The organism is Bacillus sp. z60-11, from assembly GCF_046464135.1.
GTDB lineage: Bacteria > Bacillota > Bacilli > Bacillales > Bacillaceae > Bacillus > Bacillus sonorensis_A.
Genome location: NZ_JBIYSN010000001.1, coordinates 595,422 through 609,895, shown reverse-complemented (window position 1 = coordinate 609,895; position 14,474 = coordinate 595,422). Strand labels below are relative to the sequence as shown.

Sequence of the window (14,474 nt, the reverse complement as noted above, 5' to 3'; positions counted from 1 at the left end):
CTCCTTTATATCGCTTTGACTTGAACTTCCGGAAGAAGTTTGTGAACCAGCTCTTCTGTTCCGAGCTCCTCAGAAAAAGCTGTCGCACTTCCTGAGGCAACGCCTAAGCGAAAAGCTTCTTTGATGTCGAGCTGTTTTTCAATGCCTGCGAGAAAACCGGCAACCACCGAATCCCCTGCTCCGACAGAATTGACGAGCTTTCCTTTAGGGACATTCGCATGATATACGCCGTCTTTTGTGAATAAGAGAGCGCCTTCGCCCGCCATTGAAACGATCGCGTTTTCCGCTCCTTGTTCAATCAGTTTTTTGCCGTATGGCACCGCTTCCTCTGGAGTGGTAATCGTCGTTTGGAACATTTCTCCCAGCTCGTGATGGTTCGGCTTCATTAAAAGCGGGCGCATTTGAGCCGCTTTCAAGAGGGCCTCGCCTGAAATATCAAGGACGACACGGACATGTTGCCGGCTGCACGCTTCGGCAATTTTTTCATAGGTGTCCTGAGGCATTGAAGCCGGGATGCTGCCTGCCAATACGACGATATCTCCTTCTTTCATCGCGGAAAATCGGGCTAAAAACGCCGCGAAATCGTCTTCACTGATGACAGGGCCTTGTCCGTTGATTTCCGTTTCATCACCGGTCTTTAATTTGACATTGATTCGGGTATCCCCGTTTACTTCATTAAAGGCCGTCTCAAGTTTTTCTTCTTCCAAGAAAGATTTGATGTAACCCCCTGTAAAACCGCCGATAAAACCGAGAACTTTAGAAGGCACATGGTGTCTGTTCAGCACCCGCGAGACATTGATTCCTTTGCCTCCAGGGTATTTCGTGTCATAAGCTGAACGATTTAACCCGCCTAAAGTAAATTCTTCTACGTGAACGATGTAGTCGACCGATGGGTTGAGTGTTACAGTGTATATCATGTTTTCACTACCTTTACGACAGTTTTTTCTTGATAGTTATCAAATGAATGTTTTGCAGATCCTGCTGTAATGATAGTTGCTTCGTCTAAACTTGCAAAGGCAGAAAAAGACATCTCTCCGAATTTGGAAGCATCAGCGAGTGCAAAAGCTTTTTTTGCCTGTTTGACAGCCTTTGTTTTCAAGAGCGCTTCTTCGGGATCGGGGGTTGTAAATCCCGCTTCTGTATGAATCCCGTTCACACCGATAAAGCTTTTGTCAAACCGGTACTGGCTGATGGCCGATAAGGCGGAGCCTCCCACGATCGCCCCGGTTTTATGCTTCACATATCCGCCCAATAAATAAAATGGAATCCCTTTTTTCATTAATGCCTCAATGTGCATAACTCCGTTCGTAACTACGATGATATCCTTCTCTTGATCGATAAAATCGATCATTTGCAAAGTAGTCGTTCCGGCATCAAGGAAAATGCAATCGCCTTCTTTAAGCAGAGAGGCGGCTTCCTGGGCGATTTTTCTTTTTTCATGAAGGTTTTTGGATGATTTTTCAAGCATGTCCGGCTCCATTCGAATGTCGGACAGCTTTGATGCTCCTCCATGAACGCGCTTTAAATATCCGCGGGCTTCGAGCGTCGACAAATCTCTTCTGATCGTTGACTCTGAGGCATTTGTTAAATTCATTAAGTACTGGATTTTCACGACATCATGCTTTTCGATTTCGTCGATGATCAGCTGATGCCGTTCAGGAGTCAACACATTATCACCCCTTTTTTTGAAAACGCCTTCATTCAACTTACAATTTCATTGTAAACGCTTTTTCGACAAAACTCAACAAAAATCTTTCAAATTCATTCAATAACCATCAAAATCTTTCACATTTCAACATCTTAACGTGATATGTATCATTTGTAAACTGTATAAACGATAAAAATCCGCAAAAATATGTGACATTATTATTATCTATTCGATGAATATTCATTCGAACCAAAAAATAAAACCCCATGCTCAGATGCATGAGGTTTTTCATATCTGTTCCGCTTAGTTCGGAAGGTTTTGTAAAAATAAAAAAAACAGGCCTAATAGATAAGAGAACAAAAGAAATACTACAAATAAAACAGAAACGCCGATCCATGCCGCCCGTTTTGAAGCGCCGGCTGCTTTTTGCAGTCCGATAGCAACCAATACAAACGCCCAGATTGTAAAGATGTCAAACAACGCCAGGACACTCGATAACGGCTCCTCTGCCGGAATGTATCCATCAAGGGATGAGAACGAAAACGCGATATCTGAATTTGTAAAATAGTAAATCAAACTGATGATGACATCTCTGATAACGACGACAAACGTACCAAATACAGACAATGAGACCATGCAGGCAAAATTGGTTTTTCCGCCGCCGATTTTGGCGATCAGCCACAATACCAATCCGCTGAGGACATAGAAGATGATCGATCGAAAAATATCGCGAGCAGCCAACATTCCAGGATTAAATTCAAAAAGCAACTCCTCATTCAGTTTCCAATAGCTCAAGTAAACAGAAAAGGCTGATAATGCCAGCGAAATGATCAGCGCCAGCCAAATGGCTGGTCTTTCTCTCATCCTCTCAAACTGCCGGACAGGGCTTATGATGATGCCGAGCAGTGACGGCTTTTTTTGTTTCTGTACTGTTTCTACATTTGCTTCCACTTTTTAAATTCCTCCATTTTTTCAAAATTACACAATGTCAAGTTTACCATTTCGCATACTTAAGGTTGATTAAAATTAGCTTAAATTTTTACCAAACTGGAAAGGAAGTAAATAAAAAAGACCGATATCAAATCGGTCTTTAGATTGAAACCACCACATGACCTTGGGTTCACAGCATCCCAGCCAAACATTTTTGCAAATGACAAATCTATTCATAGCGCAATGCATCGATCGGATCCAAGCGGGCCGCTTTGTTGGCCGGAAGCATGCCGAAAATGACTCCGATCACCATGCTGAATAAGACCCCGCCAATGACAACCTGCCAGGATACAAGCGACGGCCACCCGGCTATGACAGACACAAGCGATGCTCCGCCGTACCCGAGCCCGATTCCGATAAGACCGCCAATCAGTGTCAAAACGACGGACTCAATTAAAAATTGCAATAAAATCTGCCCCCGCGTAGCCCCCAGCGATTTTCTGATCCCGATTTCTCTTGTGCGTTCGGTCACAGAGACAAGCATGATATTCATGACGCCGATTCCGCCGACCAATAGAGAAATGCCGGCAATGGAACCGATGATCATCGTCATAATCGTTGTGACTTGGCCGATGCCTTTTGCAATTTCCTCCATGTTCATCACCTGATAAGAATCTTCGGTGTCATGATGATCATTCATCAGTTGAGCAGCCTCTTGCCCTACCGCCTTCATATCATCGGCCGATTCAACCTGAAGGGAGACCGTGCTGTAGTTGCTGCTGCCAAAAGACGATCTCATCATCGTAAATGGCAGATACATTTCACTTTGCTCAAGCGAAAGCAGACCGGTTTCTTTTTCGAGGATGCCGATGACTTCGACCGGCTGTCCGTTGACCCATACAACTTGGCCGAGCGGTGATTTTTTGTCAAATAGCTCTTCAGAGAATTTTTCGGAAATGACCCCCGCTCTTTTTCCGGACAGAAAATCATTTTCAGTGAAGCCTCTGCCTTCTTTTATATGTAATGAATTGACACTCATATAGCCGCTGTTGATGCCGATAATTGATGAATCGGTTTCCTCTTTTCGGTACCGGGCCGTCATATTTTCCGTTGTCGAAGCGACGACCTGCTTCACACCTTCGATTTCTTTCAAACTGTTAATATCAGCTTCGGTAAAGTTCGCTTCTTCATAGGCGTTGGGATTTTTGGCAAGCTCTTCTTCACTCGGAGAGTAAAATAATTCGACTGTATTGCCGGGACCGCTGATGGACTGCTTGAGCATCTGCTCCCCGCCTTGTCCTACCGCCACGACGACAATGACTGAGCCGACGCCGATGATGATGCCGAGCATCGTTAAGATCGACCGCATTTTATGGGCTAAAACAGAGCTGAGAGCCATCCGCAGATTTTCCAACAGGCTCATTCCCCCACACTCCTTTGCCTTTCAGAAGCAACGATCTCACCGTCACGCACCATAATGACACGATTCGTATAATCGGCAATTTCCGGTTCATGAGTGACCAGCAGAACGGTTGTCCCTTCAGCGTTTAATTCGGAAAATTGCTCCATGATCGAAATGCTCGTTTTCGTATCTAATGCTCCGGTTGGTTCATCAGCCAAAATCAGCTTTGGTTCATTGACAATCGCGCGGGCGATGGCGACCCGCTGTTTTTGCCCGCCGGAAAGCTCGCTGGGCATATGCAGCATTCGGTCTTTCAGCCCGACCTTTTCCAAAGCCCGTTCGGCCCGTTCTTGCCGCTCTTTTTTGCCGATGCCTGCATAAATCATCGGAAGCTCGACATTCTTTTTCGCGTTCAGTCTCGGCAAAAGCTGAAACTGTTGAAACACAAAGCCGATCGATTGATTTCTGACCGCCGCCAGCTCCTTATCATTGTATGAAGAAACATCCTCGCCGTCCAGTTTATAGATGCCTGATGACGGGCGGTCAAGGCAGCCGATGATGTTCATGAGCGTTGATTTTCCGGAACCGGACGGCCCCATAATGGACAGGTACTCGCCGCGTTCAATCACAACATCAATGGAATGAAGGACATCAAATGTCTCTTTTCCGATCTGATAGCTTTTTTTCACTTTGGAAAGCTGAATCATTTAAGCTTTCACATCCGTTCCGTCGGTTATATCGTCTGAAGGATTTAAAATCACCTGGTCATCGCCTGAGAGGCCTTCCTTGATTTCCATCTGATCATCCGCCGTTTCGCCGATCTTTACATCAACCCGGTTTGCCTTGCCGTCTCTTATTGTATAGACATAATACTGGTCGCCGTCTTTTTTTACAGCTTTCTGCGGCAGTGTCTTTGCTTTTCTCTTATCTGTTTCAATGTCCATGATCAGCTTGAATCCCGGCTTGCCCTGTGGAAGCTTGCCGGCAATTTTGACTTCGAGCGGATACTGCACGGCCTGCTCCGCGGTTGATGCAGCCGCCGCTGCTGTTTCGGCTTGCTGGTCAGGGACAAGCCCGACCGATGAAACGGTGCCTTTCCATGTTAAATCCTGTATCACGTCTGATGTCAATGTTACTTTTTGACCTTTTTTCACCTTCAACGTATCGTATTCAGACAGCATCCCTTCAACGATGAGATGATCCGTATCGCCAATATGTATGACCGGTTCCTGAATATCGGATTTGGCAGATGCCGCTTTTTGGTCGACTGAAATGACAGTGCCTTCAATATCGCTTTTCACTTCGAGACGATCCAGTTGATGTTCAAGCGATTTTTCCTCAAGCAGCGATTGCTTGAGTTCGAGTTGCGCCGTTTTTTCCTCCATGTCAAGCTCCGACCGCTCGGATTCAATTTGCTCGCGTGCTTTTTGTTCTCCAAGTTCTTTCTGAAGCTCTTTTTCCTTGTTGTTTAACGCCTTTTTCTTGTCGCTGATTTGCTCGATTTTTAAGCGGTTTGCTTCTAAAGCCAGTTCATTTTTCTCTTGTTCAAGCTTTAACTGTTCATTCGCATAGGTGAGTAAAACCGTCCCTTTTTTCACTTTATCGCCCGGTTTTACTTCCACCTTATCAAGCTCGCCTTTTTCTGATTCATAATAGACAGATTGCTCGTTTTTGAATTTTAGCTTTCCGGGAACCATAACGGTTGCCGCTATTTCCTTTTCTTCCAGTTTTCCGACTTTCACATCGGTGATTGCGCTGCCTCCTGTTTGAGCAGCGGACCGGTACAAGTTGATTCCGATAAAAAGAACGATAATGAGGACAATGCCAATTCCGATCCATATTTTTTTCATGTTGTTACGCACCTGCCGCACCTAACAATCCGGATAAAAACGAGAACAACAGCACAATGCCGAATAAGACAGCCGTGCTGATCCATGCCGCTTTTTTAGAAATCCCGCCCGCCTTTTCAAGACCGATGGCTAAAAGAACATAACTCCAAATGGAGAAAACCTCAAAAAGATTCAATACATTGACAAGAGGCTGATCAGCCGGAATCAGGCTCGCAAGCGATGTCACATTATACGCTGTGGACGAATGGGTAGCATACACGAAAATTCCGTTGATCAGCGTGCCGATGCTTGAAATGAATGTCATGAACAGGGTCATCGACAGCATTTTTGGATATGTCGTTTCCCCGCCGGATATTTTCACACAGAGCCAATAAATCAGCGGTGCAATAAAAATCGTCGCGAGCACAAAAATAATTGTGCCAAATATCGCCAATCCGATGGCAAGCGACTTGGCGATTTGCAGTTCGTCAGCGGACTGTAATCCTGTCTCTTTCAATACGGCGTCATAATTGATTCCAAACGCCGTTAATACAGCGCCGATCACAGTTAAAACGAGCACCAAAAACAGCGGCCCCCATATAGAGGGCTTTTCTCTGATTCTTTCAAACTGCACGCCTGGACTTGTCATCACCCCAAATATAGAGGGTTTTGTGACTGCATGTTTTTCTAAATTTGTTTCCATTGTTTAAAAAACCTCCAATATATGTTCTGGTTGTCAATACGATTCGTTCAGATAAAAGGTTTCATTTTCTTACACGAATATGATCCGGCTTTCATCAGCGGCTTGACTGCTTCTTGATCAAGCCGTAATAGATCCCGCGCTTCTCCATTAGCTGCACATGACTGCCTTCCTCCATCTTTTTGCCGTGATCCAAGACGATGATTTGATCGGCATCCCTAATCGTCGAAAGTCTGTGGGCGATCATAATGGCCGTGCGGCCGTGAAGCAGTGTTTTAAGCGCAGTCTGAATCTTGACTTCCGTCTCCGTGTCAATGCTTGCCGTTGCTTCGTCAAGGATCAGAATGCGCGGATCAGCCAACAGCGCCCTTGCAAACGAAATCAGCTGGCGTTCCCCCGCTGATAAAATGTTGCCGCGCTCCTCCACCTCTGTGGCATAGCCGTTCGGGAGCGCTGAAATGAAAGAATCGGCACCGACGGCTTTAGCCGCTGCGACGACTTCTTCATCTGTTGCGTTCGGGCGCCCGAAGCGGATATTTTCCAAAATCGTTCCTGAGAAAATAAATGTATCCTGAAGGACGATGCTGATTTGCGAACGGAGATCGGCAAGCGAGATATCGGTAATCGGAATTCCGTCGACTTTCACCGTTCCGCCTGTCGCGTCATAAAAGCGGCTGATCAGGCTCGCAATCGTCGTCTTGCCGGATCCCGTATGTCCGACAAGCGCAAGCGATGTCCCCGCCGGAACCTCAAACGAAACCTTGTTGAGCGCTTTCCGCTTCCCGTCGTAAGAAAATTCAACCTCGTCAAATTCAATCCAGCCTTTTAATTCTTTGATGTTGACCGCATTTTCTTTATCGGCAACAACCGGCTTTTCATCAAGAAATTCAAAGATTCGTTCAGATGAAGCCATCCCCATCAGGAGCTGATTATAGACCTGGCCAAGCCTTGAAATCGGCTCCCAAAACATCCCGAGGTAAAAAGCGAAGGATACAAAAACACCGATCGTGATCGTCTCATTGATGATCAATGTAGAGCCGTACCATATTAAAATGGCTGTGCCGACAGCGTTTGTCATTTCCACCAGCGGACGAAATGTCGCATTTTTTTTCGTCGCTTCTTTCCACGCTTCATAGTTCTCGCCATTGACACCTGCAAAATACATCATGTTTTCTTTTTCCTGGGTAAACGCTTGCGTCACCCTTATGCCCTGAATGCTTTCATTCAAATGGGAGTTCAGTTTCGACTGCTTCAGACGGACTTTTTGCCATGAACGGCGGATTTTTCTTCGAAGATTGGTAGAAATAAAGAACATGACAGGCAATGTGACCATGATCGCGATGGTCAATTCCGGGCTGAGCGAAAACAGAATCACAATAATCCCCAAAAGCAAAAGGATATCCATCAGCAAATTGATGACTCCGCTCGTAAACAGCTCCTGCAGAGAATTGATATCATTCATAATGCGGACGAGAATCGAACCCGCCGAACGTTCGTCAAAAAACCGGTGTGACAGGCGCTGGACATGCGTAAACAAATGCTGCCTTAAATCGTAGATCACATGCTGTCCAAGCTTGTTCATCCAGCGGATCCTCAAGACGTTCGCAATGTAATTTGCCAAATACATGATGCTGATCACGATGATTAATGTGACCAAAAGGTTCATATCTTTTCCCGCGATGGCTTGATCAAGCGCATACACCCCGATCAATATCGGCACCGTCAGCCGGATGGCCGCACCGATGATCACCGTTAAAAAGGACAGCGGCAGCAAATTTTTCCGATACGGCTTTAAATATTTGAGCAGCCGCCACATTTGCGCCCAGTTAAACGGCTTTTCAATGATTTGGTCTGAGGTGTAAAAAAACCGGTTCATCAATGTTTGTTTTTTGGCTTCCTGTTCCATGACAACAGCCCCCTATCCTGCAAAATGCGGTTCATTCAGCAATTGCTGGTCTTTGTACTGCAAATCAAAAATCCGTTTATACAAACCGTTTTTCTCGATTAACTCTTGATGTGTTCCCCTTTCTTTTACCTTGCCGCCGTCCAAAACGAGAATTTCGTCGGCATGTTTCAAAGACGAGATTCTGTGGGCGATAATGAAAGTCGTCCGATCCCGCATGACTTCCTTGAGCGCAAGCTGGATGCGGTGTTCGGTCTCCATATCGACGGCGCTTGTCGAATCATCCAAAATCAGAATGCTCGGATTGAGGCAAATCGCCCGCGCGATTGCAATCCGCTGTTTTTGGCCTCCCGAAAGCCCGAGCCCCCTCTCGCCGAGCATCGTCTCATATCGGTCTGGAAGCTCCATAATAAAGTCGTGGGCCTGCGCCCTTTTCGCGCTTTCAATGATGTCATCCATCGAGGCATCCGGTTTTCCATATGCAATATTCGAGCGGATGGTGGATGAAAACAAAAACGATTCCTGAGGCACGATACCGATATTGGAGCGCAGCATCTTTAATGAATAGCTGGAAAGCGGCTTGTCATCAATCGTGATCATTCCCGCTGTCGGTTCGTAAAAACGGCTCAACAATTGAATAATGCTGCTTTTCCCGGAGCCCGTCGCCCCGATTAAACCAATCGTTTTCCCGCGGGGAGCTTGGAAGGAAACGTCATGCAAAGCTTCCGCGTTATCCTTTGTATATCGAAGGGATACATTGCTGAATACGACATCCCCATTCAGCCGTCCGCTTTGTTCCGGTTGGCCTCGGTCGGTGATTTCCTCGTCTTCGTCAAGAATTTCCAACAAGCGTTCTGCTGACGCTTTTGCTTGTGAAAACAAGTTGATCACATATCCAAGGTTCATAATCGGCCACATCATATAATTAACAAGACTGAAAAAAGCGACGAGCTCCCCCGGGTTTAACCGATTTTGAATGACAAGCCAGCCGCCGAACGACAACAGAGCAACCAGACAGATATTGCCGATAAACTCCATCAAAGGGAAGAACTTTGACATGATATATGAAGCATGTAAATTTTTCGTTCGAAAGTGTTCGTTTGAATGAGTGAAATTCTGAATTTCAAAGTCTTCTTTTGATAGGGATTTGACGGTGTTGATTCCGCTGATGTTTTCCTGAACTTTTGTGTTTAAACGGGCGAATGATTTTCTAATTTTTCGAAAAGCAGGATGCACTTTTTGATCAAACCGGTAAACCGCAGCGCCGAGAAACGGCAGCGATGCGATTGTTACGAGCGTAAGGGGCACAGAATAAGAAAACATAACAGAAAGGCTCAAGCTGACAAGCAGGATGAAGCGAATCGCTTCTGCAAAGCCGAAAGATAAAAAGAATCTGATTCCTTCGACATCTGCGGTCAACCGCGACATGAGATCCCCTGTTTTTGCGCTGTCATAATATTTAAACGAGAGGCGCTGCAGCTTCGCATACAGCTCTTTTCTCAAGCTGTAGACCGAGCGGATGCCGAACATATCACCGAGATATTGATGAAAAAAAGTAGCTGCCCCCTTAACCGTCATGACTGCGATAAATCCTAAGCTAATCCACATGACCAAGCCGTATTCGCCGCCGAGTATCACTTCATCAATCGTCAGCTGCAGCATAATCGGATAAATCACAGTGATCGCGGTCATTAAAAGCATTGAAACGAGCGACAGCACAAACATTTTTTTATAAGGCCAATAAAAGGATTTCAGTTTTTTAAGAGACTCCATTCGCACCAGCACCTTTCCAATTCATGTAAAACTAGGACACATCATTTAATATATCGATTTCCGAAATAAAATTCCACCGATTTTAAAAAATTCAGACTTATTATGGAGACTTTGCACCTCTCACGTTTGAAATTTACCTCTCTTGACATCTTAAAAAATATGAAGCTTATATAAAGGAAATTTTTTGATGAATGAAGGAATTTGATGTAAAATAATAGAAAATGTTATCAAATTATGAATGACGGAGTTGATTGCAATGTCGAAAAGAGAGGCTTTGAAAAAACGGCTTCTCCTCTTAGGTGAATTGGAACAGAAAATCTGGAAAGACATCAGGAAAGAGCGTGAAGGGATCTATGAAAGATTGGGAGAACTCGACAGGCAGATCCAGCGACATAGACGTTCCAATAAAGAGTATTATGCTGCACATTGCGTAGACATTATTAAACAGCAAAAAGGAAAAATTGTCACAACGAAAGAACTGAAGATGAAGCTCAAGGAAAGAACCAACTTCAACGTTCACCGTATTAGTGAGCTTTATGAGCTCATTCAAAAATTAGAACCAAACATTTCAAAAGAAAGGCGCGGGTGTTTTCTCTATCTCGGAAACAACTCAGACAAAAACGGCAGCCGGTTATAGAACAAGCTATAACCGGCTGCCGGCTGTTTCACCCTCCGCTGACCGGGGGTATGAAAGCAACTGTGTCACCTGATTTCACTTCACTGTTGCCCCTTGTATACACCTCATTGACAGCGATCATCGCCCGGTCTGTTCCTCTGAGGCTGTATGTTTCCTTCAAAAACTGCCTGATTCGGTCTGTCGTTGTTTCCTCTGCGTCCAGATCAATGCTTTGTGCGCCCGCCTGTTCCGCAAGGTGGGCAAACAGCAATATTTTAATCATGTTCAGCACCTCTTTTATCGTTTGAAGCAGCAGCTTCAATGTCTGGTTTTCCCTCCGGGTATGCAGTTGTTTCAAGCTGGTCGCCGATCCAGGATTCACCGTTTTCCCAATGCTCTTTTTTCCATATTGGCACGATTTGCTTGATTCTTTCAATCGCATATTCGTTCGCTTCATAGGCCGCTTTCCGGTGAGGGGAAGAAACCGCGATGACAACAGCAGCTTCCGATATTTCCAGCCTTCCGATCCGGTGGGTAATGGCTGCCTCTGCCCCCGGCCATTTTTGCTTGATTTCTTCTCCTATTTGAGCGAGCATGCTGACTGCCATCGGAACATAGGCCTCATATTCCAGATAGAGCGTCCTCTTTCCTTTTGTCCATTCTCTGACTGTACCGATAAATGTCGTAATAGCTCCGGCTTCTCTTTTCTCGACTTTTTTGACGACATCTTCGATCACAATCGGTTCTTGGGTGATGACGAATCGTTCAGACAAACGCCTTCCTCCTTTAAGTGGTTTAATATATACGACATTGCACCGGGATCCGCAATATGAAAGGATGGTACACCGTTCGGCACTTCACGCGGCTGACTGTCCCGGTAAATGACGGCGATGGTGCCCGACAATTGTTCAAGCAGATGGCCGTCTGCTTCATTTCTGACCATGACTACTTTTGGGAAGGCCGCTTGTTTAAACCCTTCGATCAGCAGGCAGTCAATCGGCATGAGGCTGTATAGTGCAATCAGCTTCTCCAGCGTCCAATCACCTCGGGCGCTAAGCTGAAGCACCCCCGCGCCTTCAACACCGGAAACCGCTGCACCGGCGCGCCAAAACCGGTCGGAATCCTTTCCCTCTGTCAAAGCTTCCGGTTCACCTCCATGACCGTGGTGTTTCAGGCAGCCGACCTTCACACCGGAATGTTCAAGCTTGTCAGCAAGCATTTCCACAAACGACGTTTTCCCGCTGTTTTGATACCCTACGATCTGGAGGATTGGAAAATGTGCGGCCATAGCTGGTCACTTCCGTTCTCATCGCGAAATAAAAGCACATGTGCCCGCATTCCCGCTTCATAGCCTCTTGTTCCTCCTGGCAAGACCAGGAGGGCATTGGCATCAGCTAGCGATGTGACAGCACCCGATTTATCGAGGCCGACCGGTTCGGCGTGAAGTGTCCCTTCTTTGATGGAGACAACAGAACGTACAAACCTTGCAAACGGATTCGGTTTCGGAAAATCTTTGGTCAGAACCGCTTCTGCACACAAAGGATACGGTTTCGGATCAAGCAGCGTGGTTTTTATGGATGGCTTCACAAACAGCTCAAAACCGACGAAGCAGGCGGACGGATTTCCTGACAGCCCAAAAAGCAATTTTCCGTTTAATTGGGCGACTGTCGTGACGCTCCCGGGGCGCATCGCCACTTTATTGAACAGCACTTTAGCGCCGAGCTTCTCATAAATGGCCGGCAGAAAATCAAAATCACCAACGGATACTCCGCCGGTTGTCACCAGAAAATCAACCTTATCCAAAGCGTTTTCAACGGCTTCAAAGCTTTCATCAAAATGATCTGAGATCTTTCCGAAATAAAGCGGCCGCCCTCCCGCTTCTTCCACTTGAGCAGCGACCATGCTCGCGTTGCTGTTGCGGATTTTTCCGGGAACGAGGGGATCGCTGACGTTCAAGAGCTCTGTTCCAGTGGCGATAATGCCGACCACAGGCTTCTTGATCACGGGAACACAGGCATATCCAAACGTCGCAAGCAAAGCGACAACCCCCGATGTAATCCGCGTTCCTTTCGTTAAAAGAACAGAGCCTTTTTCCGCGTCTTCTCCCATTTTTGAAATGTTGTCCCCAGGCTTAAATGAACGCTTCAGCTCCATGTAGTTCCTGCCGCCTTCTGTATATGCCTTCGTCAGCTCGAGCATGACAACCGCATCCGCACCTTTTGGGATCTGCGCTCCCGTCATAATTCTGACGGCTTGAAAAGGACCGAGTTTCTTTTCAGACACTGCCCCTGCTCCGATATGATCAATGACTTCAAATTTGAGCGGATGTTCCCTGGCAGCGCCGGCAGTATCGGCCGCACGGACGGCAAAACCGTCGTATGGCGAACGGTCAAATGCCGGGACATGGTGGTCGGCCAATACATCTTCAGCTAAATATCGATGCAGGCTTTCTTCAAGGTGAACCCACTCCGTTTCCCCCTGTTTTTGAAACTGTGAGACAAGCTGTGCAGCTTCATAGACGGCGATCGGTTTTCTTTTTTCCAACATTCAAAAGACCTCCTGTTTCTACATTCCGATGACTCGCGCCAATACTGAGTTGGCTTCTTTAATATCGTTTGTGCCGTGAACCAGAGCCCTTCCATCGTGAAAAATGACGATCCGAAACGCTTCATATGCGACATGAAGCAGATAGTCATTCGCCTCAACCTTTCCGATCCCGGCAAGTCTTTCTTTAAGCTCCTGCTTCGGAATACGCTTCAGCATGTCGCTGCGAATCTGGACGGTTTCCCTTCCGCAAAGCACAGCCGCTTTCTTTTGGCTGGCGTCCTGAATAAAGGGATAATCCGGCGTTTTGCCGCATGACGGGCATTCCTCATTCCTGTCTATCTTCATCTTAAAATGAGTGTTTGCCCATAAATCGAACGTGACAAAATTAGTTTGGAGAGCTTCATGGCGACCCGTCAACATCTTTAATACTTCAGCCTGCTGAAAGGCCGACACCATTTGCACGGCAGGGGAAATAATGCCCGACGTATCGCATGTCGCTCCCCCAATCGGTATTTCCCCGAACAAACAGGCAAGACATGGCGTGCTTTTCGGAACGATCGTCATGTACATGCCCTGACTGCCGACACAGGCCCCGTAAACCCACGGCGTGTCCGTCAACTGTGCCAAGTCATTAATGACCATGCGCGTCTCAAAATTGTCTGTTGCATCAATGACGGCATCGGCCTCTTCAATAAGCGGCTTCAGCGTCTCGGGGTTGCCGTCTGCAACATATGTATAAAGCCTGACATCTCGATTTATTTTTGAAAGCCTCTTTTTCGCCGCAATCGCTTTAGGCAGCCGTTTTTCCGCGTCTTGTTCAGCATAGAGCGACTGTCTTTGCAGGTTGCTCCATTCGACATAATCGCGATCGATGATGGACAACGCGCCGACACCCGCCCGGGTAAGCCCTTCGGCAGCTGCTGTGCCGAGCGCTCCGGCTCCGACAATCAAAACATGGCTTTTCCTTATCTGATCCTGCCCCGCTTGGCCGATGTTTTGATATCTGATTTGCCTCGAATACCGTTCATGCATCAGGATAAACTCCTTTACTTCCTTTTCTAGTATCATATCATGTTTTGCCGCGAACATCCTTTCCCGCAGCCTTTAAAAACGCCTGCAATCTATG

Annotated in this window: 15 protein-coding genes; 1 reads left to right on the top strand and 14 read right to left on the bottom strand. The window is 46.5% G+C overall.

Going from position 1 to position 14,474, the window contains the following annotated elements:
* Window positions 1-5: 5 nt before the first annotated feature.
* The 9 genes from pfkB to ACINLD_RS03205 form a co-directional block, all read right to left on the bottom strand.
* Complete coding sequence (gene pfkB / locus ACINLD_RS03245) at window positions 6-917, bottom strand: 1-phosphofructokinase (protein WP_026586795.1); 912 nt, start codon at window positions 915-917, stop codon at window positions 6-8.
* A complete protein-coding gene (locus ACINLD_RS03240; RefSeq protein ID WP_026586794.1) occupies window positions 914-1,669 on the bottom strand; it encodes a DeoR/GlpR family DNA-binding transcription regulator in 756 nt (251 codons plus the stop codon). The genes pfkB and ACINLD_RS03240 overlap by 4 nt, the downstream gene beginning before the upstream one ends.
* 282 nt (window positions 1,670-1,951) lie before the next feature.
* On the bottom strand, window positions 1,952-2,599 hold the full coding sequence (locus tag ACINLD_RS03235) for a Yip1 family protein (RefSeq protein ID WP_026586793.1): 648 nt from the start codon (window positions 2,597-2,599) through the stop codon (window positions 1,952-1,954).
* 208 nt (window positions 2,600-2,807) lie between these two features.
* Window positions 2,808-4,001 carry an ABC transporter permease gene (locus ACINLD_RS03230; RefSeq protein WP_026586792.1) on the bottom strand — a complete coding sequence of 398 codons (1,194 nt, stop codon included), beginning with the start codon at window positions 3,999-4,001 and terminating at the stop codon, window positions 2,808-2,810.
* Window positions 3,998-4,687, bottom strand: a complete 690-nt coding sequence (locus ACINLD_RS03225; protein WP_409444721.1) for an ABC transporter ATP-binding protein — start codon at window positions 4,685-4,687, stop codon at window positions 3,998-4,000. Before ACINLD_RS03225 ends, ACINLD_RS03230 begins: the two co-directional genes overlap by 4 nt.
* Window positions 4,688-5,830 carry an efflux RND transporter periplasmic adaptor subunit gene (locus ACINLD_RS03220; protein WP_410206909.1) on the bottom strand — a complete coding sequence of 381 codons (1,143 nt, stop codon included), beginning with the start codon at window positions 5,828-5,830 and terminating at the stop codon, window positions 4,688-4,690. It abuts the gene before it with no gap.
* A 4-nt stretch (window positions 5,831-5,834) separates the two neighbouring features.
* Window positions 5,835-6,512, bottom strand: coding sequence for a Yip1 family protein (locus tag ACINLD_RS03215; protein WP_026586789.1), 678 nt, complete (start codon window positions 6,510-6,512; stop codon window positions 5,835-5,837).
* A gap of 94 nt (window positions 6,513-6,606) precedes the next feature.
* Window positions 6,607-8,415, bottom strand: coding sequence for an ABC transporter ATP-binding protein (locus tag ACINLD_RS03210; RefSeq protein WP_077736897.1), 1,809 nt, complete (start codon window positions 8,413-8,415; stop codon window positions 6,607-6,609).
* A gap of 12 nt (window positions 8,416-8,427) precedes the next feature.
* Window positions 8,428-10,185 (bottom strand): ABC transporter ATP-binding protein, encoded by a 1,758-nt coding sequence (locus tag ACINLD_RS03205; protein WP_277692725.1) that lies wholly within the window; start codon window positions 10,183-10,185, stop codon window positions 8,428-8,430.
* Window positions 10,186-10,441: 256 nt separating this feature from the next.
* Between ACINLD_RS03205 and ACINLD_RS03200 the strand changes: the two genes are divergently transcribed.
* Window positions 10,442-10,822 (top strand): hypothetical protein, encoded by a 381-nt coding sequence (locus ACINLD_RS03200; RefSeq protein WP_026586786.1) that lies wholly within the window; start codon window positions 10,442-10,444, stop codon window positions 10,820-10,822.
* A gap of 28 nt (window positions 10,823-10,850) precedes the next feature.
* On the opposite strand, the gene moaD is transcribed toward ACINLD_RS03200, so the two are convergent.
* The 5 genes from moaD to ACINLD_RS03175 are packed head-to-tail and all read right to left on the bottom strand — an operon-like array spanning window position 10,851 to window position 14,380.
* Window positions 10,851-11,084 (bottom strand): molybdopterin converting factor subunit 1, encoded by a 234-nt coding sequence (moaD, locus tag ACINLD_RS03195; RefSeq protein ID WP_026586785.1) that lies wholly within the window; start codon window positions 11,082-11,084, stop codon window positions 10,851-10,853.
* Entirely contained in the window at window positions 11,077-11,574 is a 498-nt protein-coding gene (locus ACINLD_RS03190) for a molybdenum cofactor biosynthesis protein MoaE (RefSeq protein WP_026586784.1), read from the bottom strand. Before ACINLD_RS03190 ends, moaD begins: the two co-directional genes overlap by 8 nt.
* Window positions 11,535-12,089, bottom strand: coding sequence for a molybdopterin-guanine dinucleotide biosynthesis protein B (gene mobB, locus ACINLD_RS03185; protein WP_026586783.1), 555 nt, complete (start codon window positions 12,087-12,089; stop codon window positions 11,535-11,537). The genes ACINLD_RS03190 and mobB overlap by 40 nt, the downstream gene beginning before the upstream one ends.
* On the bottom strand, window positions 12,056-13,348 hold the full coding sequence (gene glp / locus ACINLD_RS03180) for a gephyrin-like molybdotransferase Glp (RefSeq protein ID WP_277692723.1): 1,293 nt from the start codon (window positions 13,346-13,348) through the stop codon (window positions 12,056-12,058). The genes mobB and glp overlap by 34 nt, the downstream gene beginning before the upstream one ends.
* An 18-nt stretch (window positions 13,349-13,366) precedes the next feature.
* The gene (locus tag ACINLD_RS03175) at window positions 13,367-14,380 is read right to left on the bottom strand and encodes a MoeB/ThiF family adenylyltransferase (RefSeq protein WP_026586781.1); all 1,014 of its coding nucleotides are present in this window, start codon (window positions 14,378-14,380) and stop codon (window positions 13,367-13,369) included.
* Window positions 14,381-14,474: the final 94 nt, after the last annotated feature.

Excerpts from the sequence above, each read along its gene's own strand:
- ACINLD_RS03205 (WP_277692725.1), bottom strand. The coding sequence starts at position 10,185 with ATGGAGTCTCTTAAAAAACTGAAATCCTTTTATTGGCCTTATAAAAAA.
- ACINLD_RS03215 (WP_026586789.1), bottom strand. The coding sequence starts at position 6,512 with ATGGAAACAAATTTAGAAAAACATGCAGTCACAAAACCCTCTATATTT.
- pfkB (WP_026586795.1), bottom strand. The coding sequence starts at position 917 with ATGATATACACTGTAACACTCAACCCATCGGTCGACTACATCGTTCAC.
- ACINLD_RS03210 (WP_077736897.1), bottom strand. The coding sequence starts at position 8,415 with ATGGAACAGGAAGCCAAAAAACAAACATTGATGAACCGGTTTTTTTAC.
- ACINLD_RS03200 (WP_026586786.1), top strand. The coding sequence starts at position 10,442 with ATGTCGAAAAGAGAGGCTTTGAAAAAACGGCTTCTCCTCTTAGGTGAA.
- ACINLD_RS03225 (WP_409444721.1), bottom strand. The coding sequence starts at position 4,687 with ATGATTCAGCTTTCCAAAGTGAAAAAAAGCTATCAGATCGGAAAAGAG.
- moaD (WP_026586785.1), bottom strand. The coding sequence starts at position 11,084 with ATGATTAAAATATTGCTGTTTGCCCACCTTGCGGAACAGGCGGGCGCA.
- ACINLD_RS03175 (WP_026586781.1), bottom strand. The coding sequence starts at position 14,380 with ATGCATGAACGGTATTCGAGGCAAATCAGATATCAAAACATCGGCCAA.
- ACINLD_RS03230 (WP_026586792.1), bottom strand. The coding sequence starts at position 4,001 with ATGAGCCTGTTGGAAAATCTGCGGATGGCTCTCAGCTCTGTTTTAGCC.
- glp (WP_277692723.1), bottom strand. The coding sequence starts at position 13,348 with ATGTTGGAAAAAAGAAAACCGATCGCCGTCTATGAAGCTGCACAGCTT.
- mobB (WP_026586783.1), bottom strand. The coding sequence starts at position 12,089 with ATGGCCGCACATTTTCCAATCCTCCAGATCGTAGGGTATCAAAACAGC.
- ACINLD_RS03220 (WP_410206909.1), bottom strand. The coding sequence starts at position 5,830 with ATGAAAAAAATATGGATCGGAATTGGCATTGTCCTCATTATCGTTCTT.